We start from the raw sequence: 23036 nt of genomic DNA on the forward strand, positions 1-23036 counted from the left end.
AAATAGCTAATTTTGGTTAATGAGCACGGAAAACATCACCCTACAGGAACAGTTTGAAGAGCTGATGCGCAGCGGCAATGAGATCTCCGTCAAGGAGTGGCTCAATGACCAGAACATCAGTGATGTGGCAGAGCTCATCTTTGAATTGCCCGAATACGAAAGTCAGATCATCCAGCATATGAACATGCACCGGGCGGCCAGCGTGTTCAAGATCCTCGACCTGTCGACCCAAAAGGCCGTCATACAGGAACTGCCCCCCTATAAAACAGCCGAGCTGCTCAACGAACTGCCGGCGGATGACCGTACGGCTTTCCTCGAAGAACTGCCCAGCGAGGTGGTGAAAGAATTGATCCGCCTGCTCGATCCGGAAGAACGGCGGGTGACCTTGTCCTTGTTGGGGTACCCCGAGGGTAGTGTGGGCAGGTTGATGACCCCCGATTATATTTCCGTGCAGGTCGACTGGACCGTGCAGGAGGTCCTCGAGCATATCCGGGAGGTAGGGAAGGAGAGTGAAACGATCGATGTGATCTACGTGGTGACCGACAAAGGAGAGTTTGTCGATGACATGCGGATCCGCGAGATACTGCTCGCCGTTCCGGACAAGCAGGTAGGCGAATTGATCGATAACCGGTTTATCGCTTTGCATGTAAATGACGACCAGGAAGAAGCCAACCAGGTATTTAAAATGAACAACCGGGTGGCCTTGCCGGTCATCGACGATAAGAATATATTGCTCGGCATCGTCACCATCGACGACATCCTCTGGGTGGCCAATGAGGAGTTCAGTGAAGACATGCAAAAAATGGGGGGTACAGAAGCCCTCGATGAGCCTTATCTCGAAATACCCCTCGGCAAGCTGTTCAAAAAAAGGGTGGTATGGCTGGTGGTACTGTTCCTGGGCGAGATGCTGACGGCCACCGCGATGGGGTATTTTGAAGAAGAGATACAAAAATTTGTGGTCCTTGCTTTGTTTGTGCCGCTGATCATATCGAGTGGTGGCAACAGCGGGTCACAGGCCTCCACCCTGATCATCCAGGCTATGGCAGTAGGCGAGATCACCATCGTCGATTGGTGGCGGGTATTGCGCCGCGAAATACTGTCGGGTCTTATGTTGGGCGCTATGCTGGGACTAATCGGTTTTTGCCGCGTCGTATTCTGGAACTCTATTTTTCATACGTATGGAGAGCACAGCGTATTGGTGGCGCTTACCGTAGGATTCTCCCTGGTAGGCATCGTATTGTGGGGTACCATCTCGGGCTCCATGTTGCCGATCATCCTTAAAAAGCTCGGGGCCGACCCCGCCACTTCCTCTGCTCCTTTCGTAGCGACGCTGGTGGATGTTACCGGCCTGATCATATATTTTTCGACTGCTTATTTGTTTTTGGGGGGTATTTTGCTTTAATTACAGACACTCCCTAATATCACAAATATTATCAATGAGAAAATCTACGCTGTTCCCCCTGGCGATGTTGCTGGCTGCTCAGGCCGCGCATAGCCAGACAGGTTCCCTTGCGCCGCTAACTGTCGACAAGATCATGCGCGATCCCAAGTGGATCGGTACTTCCCCTTCCGAACCCGAATGGTCACTGGATGGAAAATACCTGCTGTTTAATTGGAATCCTGAAAAGGCCGTGTCCGATTCCGTCTATTCCATCACCCCCACCTCTCTCGTTCCGCAAAAAACAACCTATGCTTTCCGAGAACAATTCCTCGATGAAAGCAGTGTTGCGTACAATACGAAACGCACCCATTACCTCTTTACCCGCCAAGGCGATGTACTGCTCGTTGATGTAAAAACCGGCCAGCAACGCATCGTCACACAAACTGTCGAATTTGAAAGCAATCCCCGCTTCTCTTTCAATGACAGCAAAGTGGTGTATACCCGTGGGCAGAATTTATATGCCTGGGATATCGCTACCGGAGCAACCACCCAGCTTACCAATTTCCAGCAGGGAGCAGCATCGCCTGCTGTTCCTGCCTTTGCCGGTCCGCAACGGGGCGGTGGCGGACAAGGCGGTGGCGGTGGTTTCCGCGGCGGCAATCGCCCGGTTCTGGTGGGCAATACCCCCGAAAAATGGCTGGCAGATGAAGCCCTCGAAAACTCGCTGGTATTGCAAAGCCGCAAGGAGAAAAGAGACCTCGCCGATTCGGCCCGTAAGGCTTTGCCCAAAGAAAAGACCTTGCGTGTACTTAATACAGAAGACAAATCCTTATTCGGCACCGCCATCAGTGCCGATGGTCGTTTCATTAGCTACCGCCTGATCAAATCGGCCAACGGGGGCAAAAACACCATCGTACCGAATTATGTAACCGAGTCAGGTTTTACGGAAGACATTCCGGGTCGCACCAAAGTAGGCGCTCCGCAAAGTACCCAGGAGTTCTTCCTGTACGATACGCAAAAAGATACCGTGTATGCCATCAAAACAGATTCTATTGCCGGTATCAAGGATTTACCAGACTATGTAAAAGACTATCCGAAAGTATATGCAGAGCGTTCGAAGAATCCTGCCGTTCGTGCTGTGAATTTCAACAATACTACCTGGTCGCCCGCCGGCAGTTATGCGGTGGTGGAAGTACGCTCGCAGGATAACAAAGACCGTTGGTTATTGCTGCTGGATGGCAATACCGGTAAATACAGCCTGCTCGACCGTCAGCGCGATGAAGCCTGGATCGGCGGTCCTGGCGTAAGTGGTTTCGGTAATTCAGGTAGCGGTTGGATTGATGCCAACACGTTTTGGTTCCAGTCGGAAGCCACCGGCTATTCACACCTGTACACCTACAACGTGCAGACCAAAGAGAAGAAAGCGCTGACCAGCGGCAATTACGAAGTACAGCGCACGATCCTGTCCAAAGACAAGAAATATTTCTACCTCACCACCAATGAGGTGCACCCCGGCGAGCAACATTTTTACCGCCTGGCGGTAACCGGCGGCAAGGCCGAGAAGATCACGAAAATGACAGGTGCCAACCAGGTAACCCTGTCACCCGATGAGAAAACGTTGGCCATTCTGTATTCCTACAGCAACAAACCCTGGGAGTTGTATCTCCAGGAAAATAAACCTGGTGGTAAATTGCAGCAGGTAACAACAGGGGCCACCACGCCCGAATTCAACTCCTACGCGTGGAGAGAACCTGCCGTCATCACTTTTAAAGCGCAAGATGGTGCCGACGTACATGCCCGTCTCTATCGTCCCACACAAGCCCATTCGTCCAAACCTGCTGTGATCTTCGTGCACGGCGCAGGCTACCTGCAAAATGCCCACAAATGGTGGAGCAGTTATTTCCGCGAATACATGTTCCATAACCTGCTCGCCGATCAGGGATATACCGTACTGGATATAGATTACCGCGGCAGTGCCGGTTATGGCCGTGACTGGCGTACAGGCATCTACCGCCACATGGGCGGCAAAGACCTGAGCGACCAGGTGGATGGCGCCAAATACCTCATCGAAAAAGAAGGGGTCAATCCAAAGCATATCGGCTTGTACGGCGGATCTTATGGTGGCTTCATCACCCTGATGGCCATGTTCAACGCGTCGGACGTATTTGCTGCAGGCGGCGCACTGCGTTCCGTGACCGATTGGGCCCATTATAACCATGGCTATACAGCCAACATCCTCAACGAACCCATCAACGACAGCATTGCCTATCAGCGTAGCTCGCCCATCAACTTCGCCGCTGGCCTGAAAGGTAACCTCCTGATGTGCCACGGTATGGTGGATGTGAACGTACACTTCCAGGACATCGTACGTATTTCCCAAAAGCTGATCGAGCTGGGCAAGGATAACTGGGAGCTGGCCGTTTACCCGGTAGAGGACCACGGTTTTGTAGAACCCAGCAGCTGGACAGACGAGTACAAGCGTATCCTGAAACTATTCGATACACACCTCAAAAAATAGTAGCGGACACCCGCAGTCACGAAAAAGGCGTCTCTGTACAAGCAGGGCGCCTTTTTCCATTTATTCCATTAATTGCCTTTTTGTGCCTGCTATAACGGTTTATGTCCTCCACTAATTTACCGGGCAGGCATATTCTTGCACAATCGGCATAATTTTCAATAAATTGCGCAAACGTTTGTCCACTGCCGGCAAGCCATTTATTGTAAACAAAAAGCCATTAACGACTCATATGTGTGGAATTGTAGCTTACATAGGCCCCAAAGAAGCCTATCCTGTTATCCTGAAAGGATTGAAACGCCTTGAATACCGTGGATACGACAGCTCTGGCGTGGCCCTGCTCAATAGCGGTCTTAAGGTGTACAAGAAGAAAGGTAAAGTTGCAGAACTGGAAGAAAGCCTGGTAGGAAAAGACCTGCACGCTCATGCAGGTATAGGACATACGCGCTGGGCTACTCACGGGGAACCCAGTGACCGCAATGCCCACCCACATATTTCAGAAAACGGCAAGCTGGCGATGATCCACAACGGCATCATCGAAAACTATACGCAATTGAAAGGTGAGCTGGTCAAAAAAGGCTACACCTTCCAAAGCGATACCGATACCGAAGTATTGCTGAAGTTCATAGAAGATATTCAACTCAACAATGAGTGTGGCCTGGAAGAAGCTGTGCGGATTGCCCTCAAGCGGGTGACCGGTGCGTATGTGATCGTAGTGATCGACCAGGACCATCCCGATACCCTCATCGCAGCCCGTAAAGGAAGCCCGCTCGTGATCGGTATTGGTAAAGGAGAACATTTCCTGGCTTCCGATGCCTCGCCCATCATCGAGTACACCAAGGAAGTGGTATACATCAACGACTACGAACTGGCGATCATTCGTCCCGATGAACTGATCCTGAAGAACCTGGGTAATGAAAAGATCACTCCTTATATCACCAAGCTTGATATGGAACTGGCTGCCATCGAAAAAGGTGGTTATGATCATTTCATGCTGAAGGAGATCTTCGAACAACCGCATACGATATTCGATTGCCTCCGTGGCCGCCTGGATGCCAATGCCGGTACCATTACCATGGCGGGGGTACAAAACCATATCGAGCAATTGAAGAATGCGTCGCGTATCATCATCGTAGCCTGTGGCACCAGCTGGCATGCCGGCCTGGTGGCAGAATACGTGATCGAAGAGCTTTGCCGCATTCCTGTAGAAGTGGAGTATGCGTCGGAGTTCCGGTATCGTAACCCGGTTATCCATAAAGGCGACGTCATCATTGCCGTGTCGCAGAGTGGTGAAACGGCCGATACCCTCGTAGCCATCGAAAAAGCCAAAGAGCAGGGAGCTACCATCTTTGGCGTCGTGAACGTGGTGGGGTCTTCGATCTCCCGCATTTCGCATGCGGGTGCCTATACCCATGCCGGCCCGGAGATCGGCGTAGCCAGTACCAAGGCCTTTACGGCACAGCTGGCCGTGCTGACCATGATGGCACTTAAGATCGCACAGGAAAAAGGCAGTATCGACAACAAGCGCTTCATGTACCTGCTGAATGAACTGCAGGCTATCCCTGAGAAGGTGCCAGCAACCTTGCAAACCAATGAGCAGATCCGCAAACTGGCAGACAAATACAAAGACGCCAAAGACTTCCTCTACCTGGGCCGGGGATACAACTTCCCCGTGGCACTGGAGGGCGCCTTGAAACTGAAAGAAATATCCTACATACATGCAGAGGGTTATCCCGCTGCGGAAATGAAGCATGGACCGATCGCGCTGGTAGATGAGACCCTTCCGGTTGTTTTTGTAGCGACCAAAGACTCGTACCACGAAAAGATCGTGAGCAATATCCAGGAGATCAAAGCCCGCAAAGGAAAGGTGATCGCCGTGATCACCGAAGGCGATGAGGTCATCAGCAATATGGCCGATGATGTGATCGTGGTGCCCGCGGCCGATGAACTGGTGGCGCCCATGCTGAGTGTCATTCCGATGCAATTGCTGGCGTACTACATTGGTGTGGCCAAGGGCCTCGATGTAGACAAACCCCGTAATCTTGCCAAGAGTGTAACTGTTGAATAAAGCTTGTGAACCTGTGTACCCCGTACTGTCCGCTTAGCCGATTACAGTCAATGATCCTGTGTAGTTGATCACTTTTAACAACGTCCACCAATGAATGTCATTAAGAAAAGCCCGTTGAATACACTGGGTTATCATTTCATTCCAGCAGAGTATGTGCCCAAAGGGAAAGATGAGTATTACCTCCGAAACCGTCAAAATAAGAACGGCATTCAGTACCGTCACCTGACGGCTTACGAGATCGAGGTGTTGGTGCGCAACCGCAATACATCCGACAACTGGAACCATCTCCTGGTGTCAAATGCTTTCAATCCCGAACTGGTGCAGAACTGTAAGTTCTTTGGCCTGGTACGAATCGGAAAGCTGGAACCCTTTTACCTGGAGTTTCACAACCTGCGCAGGCCGGTAGGGTTGTACAACAGTACCATCATCAGCTGCGATTTCGGCGACAACGTGGTGGTCGACAATGTCAATTTCATATCGCATTATATCATCGGCAGCGAAGTGATCCTCGTCAACATCAACGAGATCGATGCCACCGATCATGCCAAATTTGGTAACGGCATATTGAAGGATGGCGAGCAGGAGAACATCCGCATCTGGCTGGAAGTGTGCAATGAGAACGGTGGCCGCAAGATCATCCCATTCGATGGCATGCAACCAGGTGATGCCTGGCTGTGGACACAGTTTCGCGATGACAATGTGTTGCAGGAGAAATTCAAGGAGTTTACCCAGCACCAATTCGATACCAGCCGCGGTTACTACGGGACCATCGGCGATCGTACGGTCATCAAGAATTGCCGTATCGTGAAGGATGTGATCGTGGGTACCGATGCTTACATCAAAGGCGCCAATAAGATCAAGAATGTAACCATTAAATCGTCGGCCGAAGCGCCCACACAGGTAGGCGAGGGCTGCGAACTGGTAAATGGTATTGTAGGCTATGGCTGCCGGTTGTTCTATGGGGTAAAGGCAGTCCGTTTCTTCCTGGCCTCGCATTCGCAGTTAAAGTATGGTGCCCGCCTGATCAACAGTTACCTGGGCGATAACTCCACCATATCCTGTTGCGAGGTATTGAACTCGTTGATCTTTCCCGCGCACGAGCAGCACCACAACAACTCATTCCTCTGTGCTGCACTGGTACAAGGGCAAAGCAATATGGCCGCTGGTGCCACCATTGGTTCCAACCACAATTCACGCAGCCCCGATGGCGAGTTGATCGCCGGCCGGGGATTCTGGCCGGGGCTTTGTGTGAGCATTAAACACAACTCCCGGTTTGCGACCTTCACCATCCTGGCCAAGGGCGATTTTCCAGCCGAACTGGATATTCCCATTCCTTTTAGTCTCGTCAGCAATGACGTTACTAATAACCGGTTGGTGGTGATGCCAGCCTATTGGTTTATGTACAATATGTATGCATTGGCACGCAACTCCTGGAAATATGTTGACCGCGATAAGCGAATCGAAAAGGTGCAGGATATCGAGTTCGATTTCCTGGCGCCGGATTCGGTCAATGATATCCTGCATGCGCTCGACCTTTTGCAGCTGTTCACCGGTAAGGCCTGGTTGAAGCGGGAAGGCAACCATAAAAAGCTGACGACTGACGAGGTGAAAGTTATCGGCAAAAAACTACTGGATAGTGATGACCCCATAGTCAGTGAACTGGAGATCCGTGCGGAAGGATTTGAAAACAGCACGCGGCCGATGGTATTGGTGAAAGTACCTGCCGCTTACCGGATCTTTAAAGAACTGATCAGTTACAACCTGGTGCAGCAAATCATTAACTGTGAAACCAAAGGTGTCCGAAAGCTTACCTATGAAGGTTTCCAGAATTTACTGTCAGTGAAGACCGTTGTGAAACCATGGGTCAATGTCGGGGGGCAGTTGATTGCCCGCGATGCCCTCGACCACATGCTGAATCGTATCCGTCGGGGAACTGTTACGAGCTGGACAGCGGTGCATGCGTTTTATGAGGCGGAAGCGAACAGGTACATTACGCAAAAATTGGATCATGCTGTTGCGGCGTTTAAACAGGTGTATGGGATCAATCTCAGAAAAGCCAACCGGTCTGTTCTGAAGCAACTATTGAAAGATAGCATCGCGACCAAAGAATGGATGGTGAAAGGTATCTATGAATCGCGTGCCAAAGACTACCGCAACGAATTCAGGCAGATGGTGTACCAATCCAAAGCGGAAATGAACAAGGTGGTCGGCAAGCTGGAAGACAATGCCTTCATCCTGCAGGAACAGGAAGCGTTGGAAACCTATAAGCAAACCATCCAGACGCTGATCCGCCGGTGGAAATTGAACCAGGAAGCACAGCCCGCATAACAACCACAGAACTATTAATAATGGTAAAGGCCTCGCAGATCCAATCCGCGAGGCCTTTGCTATTATAGAGTGGTGTTACCGTGTTTATTCCGCGATAGGTGTGGGCCGGCCATGGCGGGTTTATGATTCAAAGCTGCGTGTCAGATCCTCTACCTTTTCACTCACCCCATAAAAGCCCGCCAGTTTCCGGATTACCCCTTCTACAATGGCATCGGGACAGGAAGCGCCACTGGTGATCAGTACCCGAAGGGGCTCCTTTGCAGGCAGGTAATTGGCCGTCAGCAGTTCCTGCTTCGTATGATAGTCATAATGGAGTACGTCGGTGGCGGAGTTGAGTTTATCTTCCGAATTGATAAAATAGGTCGGTAGTTGAGCTTCGCACAGTTCTACCAGGTGAGTCGTGTTCGAAGAGTTGTAGCCACCCACCACAATGGCCAGGTCGGCCGGTGTTTGCAGCATATGTGTGATGGACGTTTGGTTGTCATTGGTGGCATAACACAAGGTATCGCGGGTATCGGCAAAGCGGTCGCCGATGTTGGCATCCGTCAGTGCATAATGTTGCCGCATGGTTTGCTTGAGGTAGTCGGCAATGGCCTGCGTGTCGGTGGCCAGCTGCGTGGTCTGGTTCACCACACCGATGCGCTGCAGGTGTTGCGTAACATCGAAGCCGGGTGAATAGCGCCCTGCGAAAGTGGAGTAAAAGCTGTCGGGTTCCTGTTCTCCGGTCAGGTATTGAGCCAGCAGCATCGCTTCCTGGATATCATTGACGACGATCGAGGGGGCATTCTCCGAAGCATGCGAGAAGGTGGCACGGGTCTCTTCATGTTTGGGTTTGCCATGAATGACGATGGTGTATCCCTTTTTGGCGATCTGTTCGCTGCGGTTCCAGACCTTTTCCACGAAGGGGCAGGTGGTATTGTATTTCTCCGTCGGTATGCCAAAGCTGTTCAGTTTGGCTTCTATTTCGAGGGTGGTACCAAAAGCGGGAATGATGACCACATCTTCGGGCGTCAGCGTTTCGAAAGGGATCAGTTGTTGGCCATAGGTATCCTGCAGAAATTGAACACCGCGTTGTTGCAGGTCGGCATTGACCTGTGGGTTGTGGATCATTTCACTCAACAGGAAAATACGTTTACCGGGATTCTCTTCTATGGTGCGGAATGAAATTTCAATTGCATTCTCCACCCCGTAGCAAAACCCAAAATGCCGTGCCAGGTAAATGTGCAGCGGCCCCAGGTCAAGCAGGGTAGGCGTGAAGTCCTTTTTCATCTTATCGGCCGCCTTGCGTGTGGCCTTGATGGCATTGATCAGCGGACTGCGATACAGGAGTGGAACATTAAAAGATTTCATCGGAGCAAAGGTACAAACTTGCTGCTGAATGCACCATTTACGGCTGGATGGAGCTATATTCGTATCGTTTCCAATCCATAACGACCTATGCTAAGACGATTTACACCGATAGCCTGGAGCACTGATACGAATATTTACGAAGTCAATATCCGCCAATATACAACCGAAGGGACCTTTCAGGCTTTTGCACAGCACCTGCCCCGCCTGGCCGATATGGGGGTGGAGGTATTGTGGTTCATGCCCATTACCCCGATCAGTGTGGCAGGCCGCAAGGGCACCATGGGTAGTTATTATGCCTGTTCCGATTACACCACCACCAATGCAGAGTTTGGCACCGTGGCCGACTTCAAACAACTGGTGCAGCAAGCCCATGAGGCCGGTATGAAGGTGATCGTCGATTGGGTGGCCAACCATACCGGGCTCGATCATGTTTGGACAAAGACCCATCCAGAATATTTCAAGAAAGACATCGACGGTAAATTCTACGATACCCACGGCTGGGATGATGTGATCGACCTCAACTATTACGATCAGCCCATGCGGCAGGCGATGATCGATGCCATGATCTTTTGGGTGAAGGAATGTAATATCGATGGTTTCCGTTGCGATATGGCCCACCTGGTACCGCTCGATTTCTGGCGGCAGGCGCGTACGGCGCTCGACCAGGTCAAGACCTTGTTTTGGCTGGCTGAGACAGAAGATATTCCTTACCTTGATGTGTTCGATACCTGCTATGCCTGGCGCTGGATGCACCATACCGAGAAGTTCAGCAAAGGACAACTGACCCTGCAAGCGCTGGTCGATCTGCTGGGGCTCTATCGCCAGCAATATCCTTCCGGCACCTGCCCCCTGTTCTTTACGGCCAACCACGACGAGAACAGCTGGAATGGCACCGAGTATGAGAAGTACGACGGCGCCGTGCGGCCCCTGGCCGTCTTCAATGCTACCTGGTTTGGCATACCGCTCATTTATAGCGGACAGGAGTTACCCAACCTGAAGCGACTGAAATTCTTCGATAAGGACCCCATTGAATGGACGGGCACCTTTCAGTTGCACAGCTTTTACCAAACGCTCAACCGCCTGCGCAAGCAGCATCCGGCCATCAATACTTCCAAAGACACGCAGCCAATACTCCTGTCATCGACAGAACCTGACAAGGTATTCTTTTTCATGCGTCAATACGAGCAACGCCGGTTAGTGGTATTGCTCAATTTTACTGCGCAACCCATTTCCCTGCAGTTGATGGACGAACGGGCCACCGGCATCTTCATCAACATCTTCGATCACAAAACCTATTCGCTGGCACTGCGCCAAACGATCGAATTGCAGCCCTGGGAATACCTGGTGCTCAATGACCAGTAAGATCGGCAGCGTAGTAGCCTATAAAAAAAGCGGAACCCGTACGAGTTCCGCTTTTGCTTTTGGAGAAGCGTTGTATTAATTGCTGGCTCCCATGGGAATGACGATGGGATAGATACCTTCGTAACCGGGATACATCCCTTCCACTTTCACATTGCCGGAAGCGCCATCCAGTATTTTTCGTAAGTCATCCACTGTTTTCACTTCCTTGCCATCCGCTTTCAGGATCACATATCCTTCCTGTACACGTACACGGGCGAGGGCGCCTTTGCCACTGATCCCTTTGATCACTACGCCACCGTTCACGCCCAATTCCTTGGCTTGCTCTTTGGTCAGCGACTCGAGTTGAGCGCCCAGTTTGTCGAGGGCCGAGGTGCGTACGATATCGGTAGAGCCGGTTTCATTGCGCAGGGTTACGTTGGTGGTCGACTCTTTACCATCACGACGGTAGGTCAGGCTGATCTTATCGCCAGGGCGGAAAGTAGCGATCTGGCCAACCATGTCGGCACCGCTCACTACAGGGACGCCATTGATCTTGGTGATGATATCACCTTTCTTGATACCCGCAGCGGCGGCAGCACCTTCGGTGCGTGCATTCAGTACAAATACACCTTCACCATCCTTGATACCGTTTTGTTCCTTCACTTCGTCGCTCAGGTTCTCACGGGGATATTCGATGCCGAGGTAAGCTCTTTGTACGGTACCATGCTTCATCAGGTCGGCAACGATCTTCTTAACGATGTTGACGGGAATGGTGAAGGAGTAGCCAGCGTAAGCGCCCGTGGGCGAAGCAATGGCGGAGTTGATACCGATCAGTTTACCATCAGTGGTAATCAACGGACCACCACTGTTGCCGGGGTTCACGGCGGCGTCGGTCTGAATGAACGACTCCACCGGTGTACGGCTCTGGCGGCTATTGATATCGAGGGTACGTCCTTTTGCACTGACGATACCAGCGGTAACGGTGGTTTCGAGTGTCAGGGGATAACCTACTGCCAGTACCCACTGTCCTACCTTCACTTCATCGGAGTTGCCATAGATGAGGAAAGGAAGACCTTTTGCCTCCACTTTGATCACAGCGAGGTCACTGCTGGGGTCGGCGGCTACAAGCTTGGCCTTGAATGATTTCTTGTTATTGAGGGTTACATTGATCTCGTCGGCACCTTCCACTACGTGGTTGTTGGTGACGATATAACCGTCTTCGCTGATAATGGCACCGGAACCAGAGGCCATCTGCGGCACAGAACGGGAACGATCACCGAAGAAATCATCGAGATCCATATCAAACAGATCGCCGAAAGGACTTCTGCGCGGCAGGTTGTTGCTGGCCGTGCGGGTTGCTTTTGTTTTGATGTGTACGGTGGCGGGAATGGCCGCATTGGCTGCCGGCGTGAAATCTGCCGGTGCGTTGGTTAATCCTTTAAAATCGGCATAGTTGGCCGGGATCTTACCGCTATCATTGTTATCGTTCTGGTAAACGTATGTGCCCGACTTGCCGTACTTCTGATAGCCCCACATGGTAGCAAAAGAAGTAGCAGCGCTGAGTATCACAATGCCTGCTATTTGGGTAAACTTCATATGAGATGATATTTTATAATTGCTGTAAAAATATACGGTTTCAAATTGTATGCCTGCTCACAACAAAATAACAGCACAGAATCAATAAGGCTCACGAGGCAACAATGGTTTAACAATTAATTTACTAAAGTCTTCGTACTTCGTTGACCAAATTTAACACAAAAAGGCGGAAACTCAGCCAGTTAGCGCGCACAAAACTGCCCGGAAAAATAAAAAAAGCGGCTATTGAGCCGCTTCTGTAAGTCATTGTTATCGGTAAAGAAAGTAAACCAGCACATTAAAGCAAACTGAGTCGGGACCCAGGTTACAGGCCAACGAGGAATTGCATCGTGTCGACACCATCCGCATAATCGGTCAGGGAGGGTTGTTGGGCCTGACCGAAGGGCAACCATTTTTTTCCAACGATGCACTGTATGTCATCATTGCCGGTCAAAGCGTCGGTCACCGCTGACAAATCGGTATAAAACGAATAGTGCAGCTGGCTGATTGGTGAGAAGGGCGACGCGTCTTCGTGCAGGATGATACTGCCATTGGTCATGTAATACTGCTTGTTTAGTATCAGGATGGCCAATTGGTAGTCGTAGTTGTTTTTGTATTTGTGGTGATCGGCGAGGGCTTCATATTTCTTGAAGGTCTCGAGCAGCGGCACAAAATCGTATCCTTCGGGTACATAAAGCTTGGTCACGTTGCGGCAGCCCAGTCCGAAATACTGGTACACGTCATCGGCCAGCAGGGCCAGTTCTTCTACGGTTTCGTTGCCGTCGAGAATGGCAACCGACGTGCGATTGCGACGGATGATGTGCGGATATTTGGCGAAATAGTAATCGAAGTAGCGGGCTGAATTATTGCTACCCGTAGCGATGTAGGCGTCGCAACCCTTCAGCATGGGCTGAAAAGTAATGAGCGCCTGCGTGGCCGGTTCCCAGGCATGGAGCTGGCTTACCAGGTGCTTCAGCAGGGTATCGTCTTTAGACGAGGGTTTGATGGTTTGACGGTGACCGCTGATGAACACGGCGAGCAGGTCATGAAACCCCACGAGGGGGATATTACCGGCCATCACGATCCCGATGTTTTTTGGATGGGCTTGTGTGTCGGGTACGTTGTATTGTGAGGCCCAGGCCTGCAGGGCAGCGGGGTTGAGCCAGGATTGTGCAATGCCGTTGGCGGCCAGGTCGATGAATGCCGGGGTAAACCAGCCATTTTCCCGGGAGGCACGTTCCTTGGTCGCCGTCCATTGATTGTCAGTCGATAAAATATAGCTACCCAATCGCGTCATTAAATCTATCCGTTGTTGTAAATTCATTACAGCTTATATTTGTGGTGCAAAATAACTGTATTCGATCCATTAAAATTCAAGGAATATATGTCAATTAAGATAACTGAGGAATGTATTAATTGCGGTGCTTGTGAGCCGGAATGTCCCAATAATGCCATCTATGAAGGTGGTGTGGAATGGGCTATTACGGATGGTACCAACATCAAAGGTTCATTTACCCTGCTGGATGGTACAGTCGTGGATGCTGAAGAGCGCCTGGCACCGGTAAGCGTTGATACATACTATATTACTCCCAATAAATGCACAGAGTGCCAGGGCTTTCATGAAGAGCCCCAGTGTGCGGCCGTCTGTCCGGTGGATTGCTGTGTACCCGATGAGATGTACCAGGAAACGGTGGATGAGCTGATGGCTAAAAAAGCCAAATTGCACGTTTAATACAAGTGTGCAAAAACAGGCCTTCCAAAATTTGGAATGAGTTGCCTGAAAGTTGTAACTTAACAGTATTCAAATAGTGAATGTAGTCTAAGTACTACTTAAAGCAGGCGGGTGATATTTCCCGTTGTAGAATGGTGAAGCGACAATCGTCCTTCACCATTCCGATTTTTACGCCTGTCCGGATGTTTCGTTTACTCACTTACCAGCTGAATCGACACACCTATCGGCTCTTTTTGCACAGATATGGCTTTGGGGTTGCAAGTTTGGTCGTTTCGCGTTTATTTAGCGAAAGGAAAAGCGCATAGGCGTTGCCTTTCCCGAACCCGTTAACCAAACTAAGATTGCCTCGTGAAAATGCGATCCTTACTGCTATTGAAACCTGACCGCTACCGGCCAGCCTCCTCGCTGCCAGCCCTTCCCAATCATTGTTGCTTATTTCCTGCTTCAACGCCTTTATATGAATAACCACGAATGGCCCCATAAATGGTTTGGCGTATGGCGGGAGTATGGAAAGGGATACGAACAGTACCCTTCGGTCTGGGACTTTGTACAGCCCGAACTGAATGCGGGTTACGAAAAACCACGCTTACTGAAATATATACGCAGTGGGTATGCGCTGGCCTCCTCCAGCAGGCGTCACTATCCGCATCCCGTAACCGGTATGGTGAAGACGGGATCCATTTGCTATCGTACGGATGGTGTATGGCTCTGGCTCGATGACCTGGGCGATTATATCGAGAAGAGCGGCGTCGTGATACCGGATGCCTGGTACCGGCATATACAAAACAACCAATTCGTCATTCCGGTATTGGGTGCCTCTATTGCCAATAGCCTGGAGTGGCCAGGTGTGAAGACCGTGTGATTATTATTCAAATAAATCCTCCGTAAATGAATGAAAAAAGCTTGCCCATACGATCTCCAGGAAGCAGCCTATTCAAGATAGTGGCGGCCTTTCTGCTGATCGTGGAGTGTGTCTTGCTGGTCGGGTGTGCTGATGGCAAGGATAGATCAAGGGTTAAGTTTCCCGACTTGGATACGCCTTCAATCGCGTGGAGCGGAACTGTCGAAATACCCGGAGCTACTAATTTGTTTCCGGTTTTCCTGGATTCGGTGAATCGTTATCAGGCCGGACAACCATTGCCTTCTTTTTTATTCAATTATCGATTGGATCTTGATTATCCATGGATAGGTTCTGACCGCGATTTTTCTCTTCGGAAGAGGATTTTTGAAGACACGGATAACATAATTTTTTTGAAAGCGGTCCTTCAATCAAAGGATAACTTACTGAAAAAAGTAGTTGATCGATCGGATGTTCCGGATTCCAACTATTACCGAAATATTCCCGACAGGGAATCGCCGAACCATGAGCTGGCGAAAGCGCGGCTGGCAGAACTAAAGAAACGTAAATAGAAGTTGGATAGTCATGATCCTCCGCTCCATGCGCTCTCCCGCGCGCTCCGTCGCAATTCCTTATCCCGCTCCCGCCATTTCTGCAGGGCGCGAGGAATGCGCCTGGTCTTCGGTGCTTTCGCAATCTCCAACAGGGTACGCCGCAAGCCCGGCCGGGGAGGCCGGTAACGTGCGCGCAATACGGTAACCCGTCCTTCGGGTGGGGGAGGTGTATTGCCCGCATACTGCCGCGTAAGGTATTCAACGATGTCCTGCGCCGCCCATTGGTATTTCAGCCAGGTCATAGCTTCGCCGGTCAGTTTGCGGTACAGGGTATGCTTACGCCGCTCAGCCGGCACAAGGGCATACACCGTCGAGCCGATCTTCGAAGCCTGGGCCAGCAACCCCGCATAGGCCATCGTTTTGCGGAAAGCCGGGTCTTTCTTCACCCGCTCACCGGTCAGCGAGCTCCGCGTACGCATAAAATAGCGACCGTACATCTGGTAGATGCAAACAGGGCCTTCACTGCCCACAAAAGTTGGTATGCCGTCGAATTTGGCCATGGTAGCACTCAATAGCCCTTAAATTACGAAAAATAAGTATGTCTGGATGGGCGGAAAGCAGCTTTTTTTAAGCCTGAAGGCTCTTTTTTGCACCCTTGTCATCCTTCCGCCACCCATGCACCAACCTGGCCTCATCCATGCAGGTTAAAGCGCACTCGACCCAAGCCTCGTCGAAGGATGGCAGGTCGTTGGCGCCACTGAAGCCGCAGGTTATCAATGCCCTCCGAAACAATTATACCATCCCCACTGCTTTTTTCGTTTATTTGCTGAAAATTCCAAATCAAGCAATGAAGCCTGTTATTGCCTTTGTAACCGGGGGATACTCCTCAGAAGCCGTGATCTCCTATAAAAGCGCGGTGACCATTGAAAACAACATCGATACCGATAAATACGAAGTTTTTAAGATAGATGTCACCACCGATGGCTGGTGGTACGAAACTTCTACCGGTCGCAAGATCCCGGTAGACCGCAGCGACTTTTCCATCGCCGCCGACGGTCGTAAAGTGACCTTCGATGCCGTACTGATTGGTATTCACGGAACCCCCGGCGAAGACGGCAAGCTGCAAGGTTATTTCGACCTTCTCGGTCTGCCTTACACCTCCTGCGATGCCGCTACCTCGGCCATCACCTTCAACAAGCGCTATACCGTAGCGGTGGCTGCTTTCGGTGGCATCCACGTGGCCAAATCTTTGCATATTTTTAAGCATAGCCCCATCAGCCCGGCCGATATTTTGAAACAGGTGAGCCTGCCGGTATTCGTGAAGCCCAACAACGGTGGATCGAGCATCGGTATGAGCAAAGTGAGCAAGGCAGATGACCTGGCAGCCGCCTTGGAGAAAGCCTTCAACGAAGATGACCAGATCCTGGTAGAAGAGTTCATCGCCGGACGTGAGTTTACGGTCGGCGTGTTCCGGACCCTCGAAGGCATCATCGTGCTGCCCATTACGGAGGTAGCTGCTGATGCTGACAAGGAATTCTTTGACTTTGAAGCCAAATACCAGGGTAAGAGCACTGAAACGACACCGGCACAGATCGACGAGCACAAAGCGGATATCATTCGCAAAACAGCCCGTAAAGTGTATGAGATCCTGAACTGTCGTGGCGTGGTGCGGATCGATTTCATTTACAACGAAGCCAAAGACGCACCCTACATGCTCGAGATCAATACGGTTCCTGGCCAAAGCGAAGCCAGCATTGTACCCCAGCAGGTGAAAGTGATGGGATGGTCGCTCAAAGACTTCTACACTTCGCTCATCGAAGACGCACTGGATAGGGGTAAGCGGAAATAAAATGCCAACATTCTAAATCGAAATACAACAACGTGTTCAAATTCATCACCCGTCGACCTTTATGGCAGAACATCCTTTTCGCGGTGCTGCTGGTGCTTATCCTGTTGTTCCTGTTCCTGCAATCCCTCAACCTGATGACCCGTCACGGCGCTACCCTGATCATTCCCTCCGTGACCGGCAAATCGTATGAAGACGCGAAGAAGGTACTGGAAGCAGAAGGGTTCGACGTACAGATACAGGATTCTATCTACAACGATACGGCCAAACCGATGTCGGTACTGCGCCAGTTTCCCGATGGGGAAGAGATCGTGAAGGTGAACCGTACCGTATACCTGACCATCAACCGGGCCGTAGCGCCAGAAGTAGAGATGCCCAACCTGGTCGGTCTTTCCTTCCGCAGCGCCGAACTGGCCCTGAAACAATACAACCTCCGCCTCGGCGATACTTCCTATAAACCCGACTTCGGCCGGAACTCCGTACTCGAACAACAGTTCAAAGGCAAAAGCATCAAACCGGGTACCCGCTTACCCATGGGCAGCGATGTTTCGCTGGTACTGGGCAGTGGCCTTGGTTCCGAAGCATTGCCCGTACCCGATCTCTTTGGTAAAACACTGGCAGAAGCGCGAGTGTTCCTCGAATCGTATCACCTCGGTCTCGGAGCCCGCGTATTCAGCGGTAGTGTAGTTGACAGTGCCAACGCTTATATCTTCAACCAAAAACCCGACGCAGTGTTGCCCGACGGACGGTATGGTATGATCCGCCCCGGCCAGTTCATCGACGTATGGCTGCAGGCAGAAAAGCCCGTACGCGATACCACCAACATCCCTTCACCACAGCCAGAGCAACCAGAATAACAATTAATCGTAAGCATATGCAAAACATCACAGCAGAAGAAGTAAAAGCACGTATTGATGCCGGTGAATCGCTGAACCTCGTCGATGTACGCGAACCTCATGAACATGCTGATTTCAATATCGGCGGAACACTGTATCCCCTTGGTAAGATACAGACCATGCAGGTAGACGAGCTCGAAGGGCTCAAAGAAGAAGAAGTGATTGTATATTGTCGCAGCGGCAACCGCAGCGGTCAGGCAGCCCAGATACTCGACATGCTCGGTTTCAAGAATACCAAGAACCTCGTAGGTGGTATGATGAACTGGGAATCCGTATACGGCCGGTAAGCTTTAATACATCGGAACAACTATACTGACGGTCCTTTGTCCCTCCGGGCAAAGGACCTTTTTCTTACAGGCAATAACATGGGCACCCGCTGCTGGTAAGCTACATACGCAGCGCCAAACTCCTTCACCAGTTTACGCTCTTCCCATACCGTACCGATCACCGTATACACAGTGATCATCACACAACTGATACCGTAGGCAAGCCTCGGCCAGATGAACCAGCAACTCCACACGGTCAGCAAGGTGCCGAAATACAAAGGATGCCGTACAAAACGGTGCAGCCCTCCTGTTTCCAGTCCGCCGACAGACGGCCGTGCCGGTAGCAATACATCGATACCGCTCAGGTAGAAGAAATACCGGCGAATACAATACCCCATGATCAGCAGTCCAGTGATAGCCGGGATAGCCGCGACCATTTGGGCCCCCAGACTGGGTTGCCATAGCCAGTTGGCGGGCAGGCCCAATTCATAAACGATAATGACGATTAATAAGGCTAAGGAGAAAAGCGAGTAGGAGAGACGATAGTAAGGATAGTGCCTGCCCAGCAAGGTTTGCATACGGCGCTTCCACCAAAGTGCCGCAAACAGGCTGTGGGTGATGCCAAACAAGGCCCACAAGATGACCAGGAAACCATATGGAGGTAGTGGCAACATGAATATGCTATGATCACCAATTGTTGTGCCCGGCCGGCTTATCGTTTTCAAGGAACGCCTCTGCAGGCCCCTTCACACTTTCACACGCAGGCTGCAACCATTGCCCGGTGCGGAATCGATCTCCATTTCACCATTGAATACTTCGATGCGGTTGCGGATATTGTTGAGGCCCATACCCGGGCGTACATCAGCTACGTTGAAACCAACTCCATTGTCGCGGATGGTCAGCTGCGTGTGAGCACCACTGGGCTTCAATTCAATGACGACCTCTTCTGCCTGCGAATGCTTGAGTACATTGTTCAGTTGCTCCTGGATGATCCGGTACAGGACCAGCCGGCGGTTATCCGCCACTTTCGATTCATCGAAACCGGCATGACGGACGTGGATCTCCATATCCCTGGCATGACCAATATCTTCCACCAACTGGTAAAGACTTTCCATGAATCCTTGCTCGTTGAGCGACGGAGGCAACAACGAACGGGATAAGCTCCTGATCTCCTCGATGGTCTGTGTGATATAACTGGAACATTTATGCAACAGTTCTTCTCGTACCGCTGCGTTCATCAACGCATGTTGAATATACAGCTTTACCACCCCCAATAGCTGGTTGATGTTGTCGTGGAGTTCTTCACCCAGTTTCTTGCGCTCGGCTTCCTCGGCCTGTAGCACGCTTCTGGCCAATACATCTTTATGATGGCTCTGCGCTTCGATCAGCGTTTCTTGTAAAATACGTTGCTCGGTAACGTCCTGCATGGCGCCAATGAGGCGGTAAGGCTGTCCGGCCTTGTTGCGCATGATAAAGCCCCGGTCGAAGATGGTCTTGAAATCACCGTTCTTGCAGCGGAAGCGGTATTCATCCTGCCACACGGTACCTCCCATATCGAGTTTGGCATCGATGGTATCCAGTACGCGGTCTTTGTCTTCAGGATGCAGGTTGTTGGTCCACCAGGTATAGTTGTCCTGCAGCTCGTCGGCCGTGTAGCCAAACAATTCCTGCAGGGTGCGGTTGGTATAACATTGTTTCGTTTCGATATTGTAATCCCATACGGCATCATTGGTAGCCATGCCCAGTAGTTGATAGCGCTCTAGTATCTCTTCCTGTTGCCGGCGTGATTTCTCGATACTTTCATATAGACGGCGGCTGACGAAATAGATGAGCAGGGAAGCCAGTGTGACGAAGAGAATGCCTTTGTAGCGTTGTATATTGTAGTAAGTATCGGGCACATGATCGCTCAGCGACCAGGCTATTGAATCGGAAAACAATATCCAGGCCGTGCCGAAAATGAGAAACGTGATGGAGAGTTTTACAGAGGAGGGCAGTGGATTTTTCATAACAACAGGCTATATCTGCAATATTGCGAAAAAATATCTTGTATTCCATACCGATCATCGATTTCATACTAAAATTTCTGATCATAAGTTCACCACCGGCCCGTGCCACGTCAATCCCGCAATCGGTTGCGGAACAAGGTGGTGATTAGTTTACAATTTGATCACAGACTGTCGGAACTCTGTATTTATTCGAATGGCCAGTTTGGCCCCACCCTTTCAGCAACTCATTCCTTTATAGGCCATTTCAACGGTCAAACATCCCGCTACTGCTCCTGTTTTATGGAGCTGGTCCTTGGCTTCCCATTTACTATCTTTGCGCCATGCATTACGTTTCTGTAGAGGGATTATCCAAGTCATTCGGTGTAAAGCCGCTTTTTGAGAACATTTCATTCCACATCGAAGAAGGCGACAAGATCGCCCTGGTAGCCAGGAATGGCAGCGGTAAATCGACCCTGCTCAAGATCCTGGCGGGTACGGAGACCGCTGAAAGCGGTAAAGTGTGGATCAATAAGGAAGTAACGGTAGCCCTCTTCGACCAGGAACCTGTATTCAAAGAACACCTGTCGGTACTCGATAATATCTTTCAGCACAACCACCCCATCATCAATGCCATCAAAGCCTATGAAGCGGTGGGGGAAGATGGTACGCCCGAGCAGATCAGTGATGCCATCGTTCGTATGGATGAACTGGGCGCCTGGGACTTCGATGCCAAGGTGAAGCAAATTCTCGGCAAGCTCAATATCCACCACCTCAACCAGCCCACCGGCACCTTATCGGGCGGTCAGCGCAAACGCGTAGCCCTCGCCAAAACCCTCATCGATATCGGTTTCGAACACAAGCACGTATTGCTGATCATGGACGAACCGACCAACCACCTCGATGTGGAAATGGTCGAGTGGCTGGAATATTACCTCAACCAGCAACATGTTACCCTGTTGCTGGTGACACACGACCGCTATTTCCTCGACAACGTTTGTGAAGAGATCTGGGAGATGGACCGCAGCAGCCTGGTGGTGTACAAAGGCAAATACGAAAATTACCTGGAGAAGAAAGCTGCCCGCATGGAAAGCGAGTCAGCTTCGATCGATAAAGCCCGGAATAGCTATCGCCGCGAACTGGAGTGGATGCGTAAACAACCCAAAGCACGTACCACCAAATCCAAGAGCAGGCAGGATGCCTTCTATGTGGTAGAGGCTAAAGCCAAACAACGCATCGAAGACAGCCAATTACAGCTCGATGTAAAGATGAGCCGACTCGGTGGTAAGATCATCGAGCTGAAAAAAGTGTACAAGAGTTTCGGTGACAAGAAGATCATGCAGGGATTCGACTACACCTTCAAAAAGGGAGAGCGGGTAGGCGTGGTCGGAAAGAACGGTGTCGGCAAATCTACCTTCATCAATATCCTGCAGGGCATCGAGCAGCCCGACAGCGGCAAGATCAATGTGGGCGAAACGGTCATCTTCGGCAACTATTCGCAGCAGGGCCTGCACATCAAAGAAGACATGCGCCTGATCGAGTACGTGAAGAATATTGCCGAAAGCTTCCCGCTGGCCAGTGGCGGATCTTTGAGTGCCTCGCAGTTCCTCGAACTGTTCCTTTTCCCGGCAGAACAGCAATATACCTATATCTCCAAACTGAGCGGTGGCGAAAAACGCCGCCTGCATTTGCTATCAATACTGTTCCGCAATCCCAACTTCCTGGTGCTCGATGAGCCCACCAATGACCTCGATCTGCCGACCCTGGCCATCCTGGAAAATTTCCTCAGTGAGTTCCAGGGCTGTCTCCTGATCGTATCGCACGACCGGTACTTCATGGACCGCCTGGTCGATCACCTCTTCGTATTCGAAGGCGATGGCGTGATTAACGACTTCCCCGGCAACTATACACTGTACCGCATCGCGGAAAAGGAAAAAGAAACGAAACCCGTAGCGGTTACCGCAAAACAGGAGCAGGCAGCTCCTGCACTGGCAGAAGCTACCAGTAAGCCTGTCGAAAAAAAGAAATTTTCCTTCAAGGAGAAGCGTGAGTTTGAAACGCTGCAACAAGAGATCGCCAACCTGGAGAAAGAAAAGGCAACGCTATCCGAAAAGCTCAACAGCGGTAACCTGCCCTTCGAAGAGTTGCAGCAAGCTGCCAACCGGATTGGTGAAATTACCAACCTGCTCGACGAAAAAGAGCTGCGCTGGCTCGAACTCAGTGAAATAGAAGGGTAAAAGCGCTTGTTCATGCATGGCATCGCAGACCTTACACGTCTGCCGGAATAGATCCTGGCCGCGATTGCCACTTGCAGTCGCCAGCCAACCGTTTGTAGCCATCAGCTTTTTCCACCAATGGCAATAG

Annotated in this window: 18 protein-coding genes; 12 read left to right on the forward strand and 6 right to left on the reverse strand. The window is 50.9% G+C overall.

Annotated features, from left to right (window positions below; genetic code table 11):
• Nucleotides 1-19: 19 nt before the first annotated feature.
• The 4 genes from mgtE (at nucleotide 20) to P2W70_RS09320 (ending at nucleotide 8292) form a co-directional block, all read left to right on the forward strand.
• Nucleotides 20-1402 carry a magnesium transporter gene (gene mgtE, locus P2W70_RS09305; protein ID WP_276481171.1) on the forward strand — a complete coding sequence of 461 codons (1383 nt, stop codon included), beginning with the start codon at nucleotides 20-22 and terminating at the stop codon, nucleotides 1400-1402.
• Between the two features lie 34 nt (nucleotides 1403-1436).
• Nucleotides 1437-3899: a S9 family peptidase gene (locus P2W70_RS09310; RefSeq protein WP_276481172.1), complete on the forward strand. Its 2463-nt coding sequence runs from the start codon at nucleotides 1437-1439 to the stop codon at nucleotides 3897-3899.
• A 229-nt stretch (nucleotides 3900-4128) separates the two neighbouring features.
• Entirely contained in the window at nucleotides 4129-5964 is a 1836-nt protein-coding gene (gene glmS, locus P2W70_RS09315; protein WP_276481173.1) for a glutamine--fructose-6-phosphate transaminase (isomerizing), read from the forward strand.
• 90 nt (nucleotides 5965-6054) lie between these two features.
• On the forward strand, nucleotides 6055-8292 hold the full coding sequence (locus tag P2W70_RS09320) for a DUF4954 family protein (protein WP_276481174.1): 2238 nt from the start codon (nucleotides 6055-6057) through the stop codon (nucleotides 8290-8292).
• Between the two features lie 120 nt (nucleotides 8293-8412).
• Here P2W70_RS09320 and P2W70_RS09325 read toward each other — a convergent pair whose 3' ends face one another.
• Nucleotides 8413-9642, reverse strand: a complete 1230-nt coding sequence (locus tag P2W70_RS09325; protein ID WP_276481175.1) for a 4-hydroxy-3-methylbut-2-enyl diphosphate reductase — start codon at nucleotides 9640-9642, stop codon at nucleotides 8413-8415.
• Nucleotides 9643-9729: 87 nt separating this feature from the next.
• Between P2W70_RS09325 and P2W70_RS09330 the strand changes: the two genes are divergently transcribed.
• The gene (locus P2W70_RS09330) at nucleotides 9730-11004 is read left to right on the forward strand and encodes an alpha-amylase family glycosyl hydrolase (protein WP_276481176.1); all 1275 of its coding nucleotides are present in this window, start codon (nucleotides 9730-9732) and stop codon (nucleotides 11002-11004) included.
• Nucleotides 11005-11079: 75 nt separating this feature from the next.
• Here P2W70_RS09330 and P2W70_RS09335 read toward each other — a convergent pair whose 3' ends face one another.
• Both P2W70_RS09335 and P2W70_RS09340 read right to left on the reverse strand, forming a co-directional pair.
• On the reverse strand, nucleotides 11080-12579 hold the full coding sequence (locus P2W70_RS09335; protein ID WP_276481177.1) for a trypsin-like peptidase domain-containing protein: 1500 nt from the start codon (nucleotides 12577-12579) through the stop codon (nucleotides 11080-11082).
• Between the two features lie 304 nt (nucleotides 12580-12883).
• Nucleotides 12884-13882 carry an acyl-CoA reductase gene (locus P2W70_RS09340; protein WP_276481178.1) on the reverse strand — a complete coding sequence of 333 codons (999 nt, stop codon included), beginning with the start codon at nucleotides 13880-13882 and terminating at the stop codon, nucleotides 12884-12886.
• Nucleotides 13883-13942: 60 nt separating this feature from the next.
• On the opposite strand from P2W70_RS09340, the gene P2W70_RS09345 reads away from it, so the two are divergent.
• The 3 genes from P2W70_RS09345 to P2W70_RS09355 all read left to right on the forward strand — a co-directional run bounded on the left by P2W70_RS09345 (nucleotide 13943) and on the right by P2W70_RS09355 (nucleotide 15700).
• A complete protein-coding gene (locus P2W70_RS09345; protein WP_276481179.1) occupies nucleotides 13943-14290 on the forward strand; it encodes a 4Fe-4S dicluster domain-containing protein in 348 nt (115 codons plus the stop codon).
• A 457-nt stretch (nucleotides 14291-14747) separates the two neighbouring features.
• On the forward strand, nucleotides 14748-15152 hold the full coding sequence (locus P2W70_RS09350) for a hypothetical protein (protein WP_276481180.1): 405 nt from the start codon (nucleotides 14748-14750) through the stop codon (nucleotides 15150-15152).
• 26 nt (nucleotides 15153-15178) lie between these two features.
• Complete coding sequence (locus P2W70_RS09355) at nucleotides 15179-15700, forward strand: hypothetical protein (RefSeq protein WP_276481181.1); 522 nt, start codon at nucleotides 15179-15181, stop codon at nucleotides 15698-15700.
• Nucleotides 15701-15711: 11 nt separating this feature from the next.
• Here P2W70_RS09355 and P2W70_RS09360 read toward each other — a convergent pair whose 3' ends face one another.
• Nucleotides 15712-16242: a hypothetical protein gene (locus P2W70_RS09360; protein ID WP_276481182.1), complete on the reverse strand. Its 531-nt coding sequence runs from the start codon at nucleotides 16240-16242 to the stop codon at nucleotides 15712-15714.
• Between the two features lie 287 nt (nucleotides 16243-16529).
• Between P2W70_RS09360 and P2W70_RS09365 the strand changes: the two genes are divergently transcribed.
• The 3 genes from P2W70_RS09365 to P2W70_RS09375 are packed head-to-tail and all read left to right on the forward strand — an operon-like array spanning nucleotide 16530 to nucleotide 18711.
• Nucleotides 16530-17531 carry a D-alanine--D-alanine ligase gene (locus P2W70_RS09365; RefSeq protein WP_276481183.1) on the forward strand — a complete coding sequence of 334 codons (1002 nt, stop codon included), beginning with the start codon at nucleotides 16530-16532 and terminating at the stop codon, nucleotides 17529-17531.
• A 32-nt stretch (nucleotides 17532-17563) separates the two neighbouring features.
• Nucleotides 17564-18385 carry a PASTA domain-containing protein gene (locus P2W70_RS09370; RefSeq protein ID WP_276481184.1) on the forward strand — a complete coding sequence of 274 codons (822 nt, stop codon included), beginning with the start codon at nucleotides 17564-17566 and terminating at the stop codon, nucleotides 18383-18385.
• A gap of 17 nt (nucleotides 18386-18402) precedes the next feature.
• On the forward strand, nucleotides 18403-18711 hold the full coding sequence (locus tag P2W70_RS09375; RefSeq protein ID WP_276481185.1) for a rhodanese-like domain-containing protein: 309 nt from the start codon (nucleotides 18403-18405) through the stop codon (nucleotides 18709-18711).
• 20 nt (nucleotides 18712-18731) lie between these two features.
• Here P2W70_RS09375 and P2W70_RS09380 read toward each other — a convergent pair whose 3' ends face one another.
• Nucleotides 18732-19364 (reverse strand): NnrU family protein, encoded by a 633-nt coding sequence (locus P2W70_RS09380; RefSeq protein ID WP_276481186.1) that lies wholly within the window; start codon nucleotides 19362-19364, stop codon nucleotides 18732-18734.
• A 72-nt stretch (nucleotides 19365-19436) separates the two neighbouring features.
• Complete coding sequence (locus P2W70_RS09385; RefSeq protein ID WP_276481187.1) at nucleotides 19437-20696, reverse strand: sensor histidine kinase; 1260 nt, start codon at nucleotides 20694-20696, stop codon at nucleotides 19437-19439.
• Nucleotides 20697-21016: 320 nt separating this feature from the next.
• Here P2W70_RS09385 and P2W70_RS09390 point away from each other — a divergent pair, with 320 nt between their 5' ends.
• Nucleotides 21017-22909: an ABC-F family ATP-binding cassette domain-containing protein gene (locus P2W70_RS09390; RefSeq protein ID WP_276481188.1), complete on the forward strand. Its 1893-nt coding sequence runs from the start codon at nucleotides 21017-21019 to the stop codon at nucleotides 22907-22909.
• The last annotated feature ends 127 nt before the right edge of the window (nucleotides 22910-23036 follow it).

The organism is Paraflavitalea pollutisoli (assembly GCF_029360705.1).
Taxonomy (GTDB): Bacteria; Bacteroidota; Bacteroidia; order Chitinophagales; family Chitinophagaceae; genus Paraflavitalea; species Paraflavitalea pollutisoli.

Coding starts and splice junctions, on each gene's coding strand:
- mgtE (WP_276481171.1), top strand. CDS start 20: ATGAGCACGGAAAACATCACCCTACAGGAACAGTTTGAAGAGCTGATG.
- P2W70_RS09310 (WP_276481172.1), top strand. CDS start 1,437: ATGAGAAAATCTACGCTGTTCCCCCTGGCGATGTTGCTGGCTGCTCAG.
- glmS (WP_276481173.1), top strand. CDS start 4,129: ATGTGTGGAATTGTAGCTTACATAGGCCCCAAAGAAGCCTATCCTGTT.
- P2W70_RS09320 (WP_276481174.1), top strand. CDS start 6,055: ATGAATGTCATTAAGAAAAGCCCGTTGAATACACTGGGTTATCATTTC.
- P2W70_RS09325 (WP_276481175.1), bottom strand. CDS start 9,642: ATGAAATCTTTTAATGTTCCACTCCTGTATCGCAGTCCGCTGATCAAT.
- P2W70_RS09330 (WP_276481176.1), top strand. CDS start 9,730: ATGCTAAGACGATTTACACCGATAGCCTGGAGCACTGATACGAATATT.
- P2W70_RS09335 (WP_276481177.1), bottom strand. CDS start 12,579: ATGAAGTTTACCCAAATAGCAGGCATTGTGATACTCAGCGCTGCTACT.
- P2W70_RS09340 (WP_276481178.1), bottom strand. CDS start 13,882: ATGAATTTACAACAACGGATAGATTTAATGACGCGATTGGGTAGCTAT.
- P2W70_RS09345 (WP_276481179.1), top strand. CDS start 13,943: ATGTCAATTAAGATAACTGAGGAATGTATTAATTGCGGTGCTTGTGAG.
- P2W70_RS09350 (WP_276481180.1), top strand. CDS start 14,748: ATGAATAACCACGAATGGCCCCATAAATGGTTTGGCGTATGGCGGGAG.
- P2W70_RS09355 (WP_276481181.1), top strand. CDS start 15,179: ATGAATGAAAAAAGCTTGCCCATACGATCTCCAGGAAGCAGCCTATTC.
- P2W70_RS09360 (WP_276481182.1), bottom strand. CDS start 16,242: ATGGCCAAATTCGACGGCATACCAACTTTTGTGGGCAGTGAAGGCCCT.
- P2W70_RS09365 (WP_276481183.1), top strand. CDS start 16,530: ATGAAGCCTGTTATTGCCTTTGTAACCGGGGGATACTCCTCAGAAGCC.
- P2W70_RS09375 (WP_276481185.1), top strand. CDS start 18,403: ATGCAAAACATCACAGCAGAAGAAGTAAAAGCACGTATTGATGCCGGT.
- P2W70_RS09380 (WP_276481186.1), bottom strand. CDS start 19,364: ATGTTGCCACTACCTCCATATGGTTTCCTGGTCATCTTGTGGGCCTTG.
- P2W70_RS09385 (WP_276481187.1), bottom strand. CDS start 20,696: ATGAAAAATCCACTGCCCTCCTCTGTAAAACTCTCCATCACGTTTCTC.
- P2W70_RS09390 (WP_276481188.1), top strand. CDS start 21,017: ATGCATTACGTTTCTGTAGAGGGATTATCCAAGTCATTCGGTGTAAAG.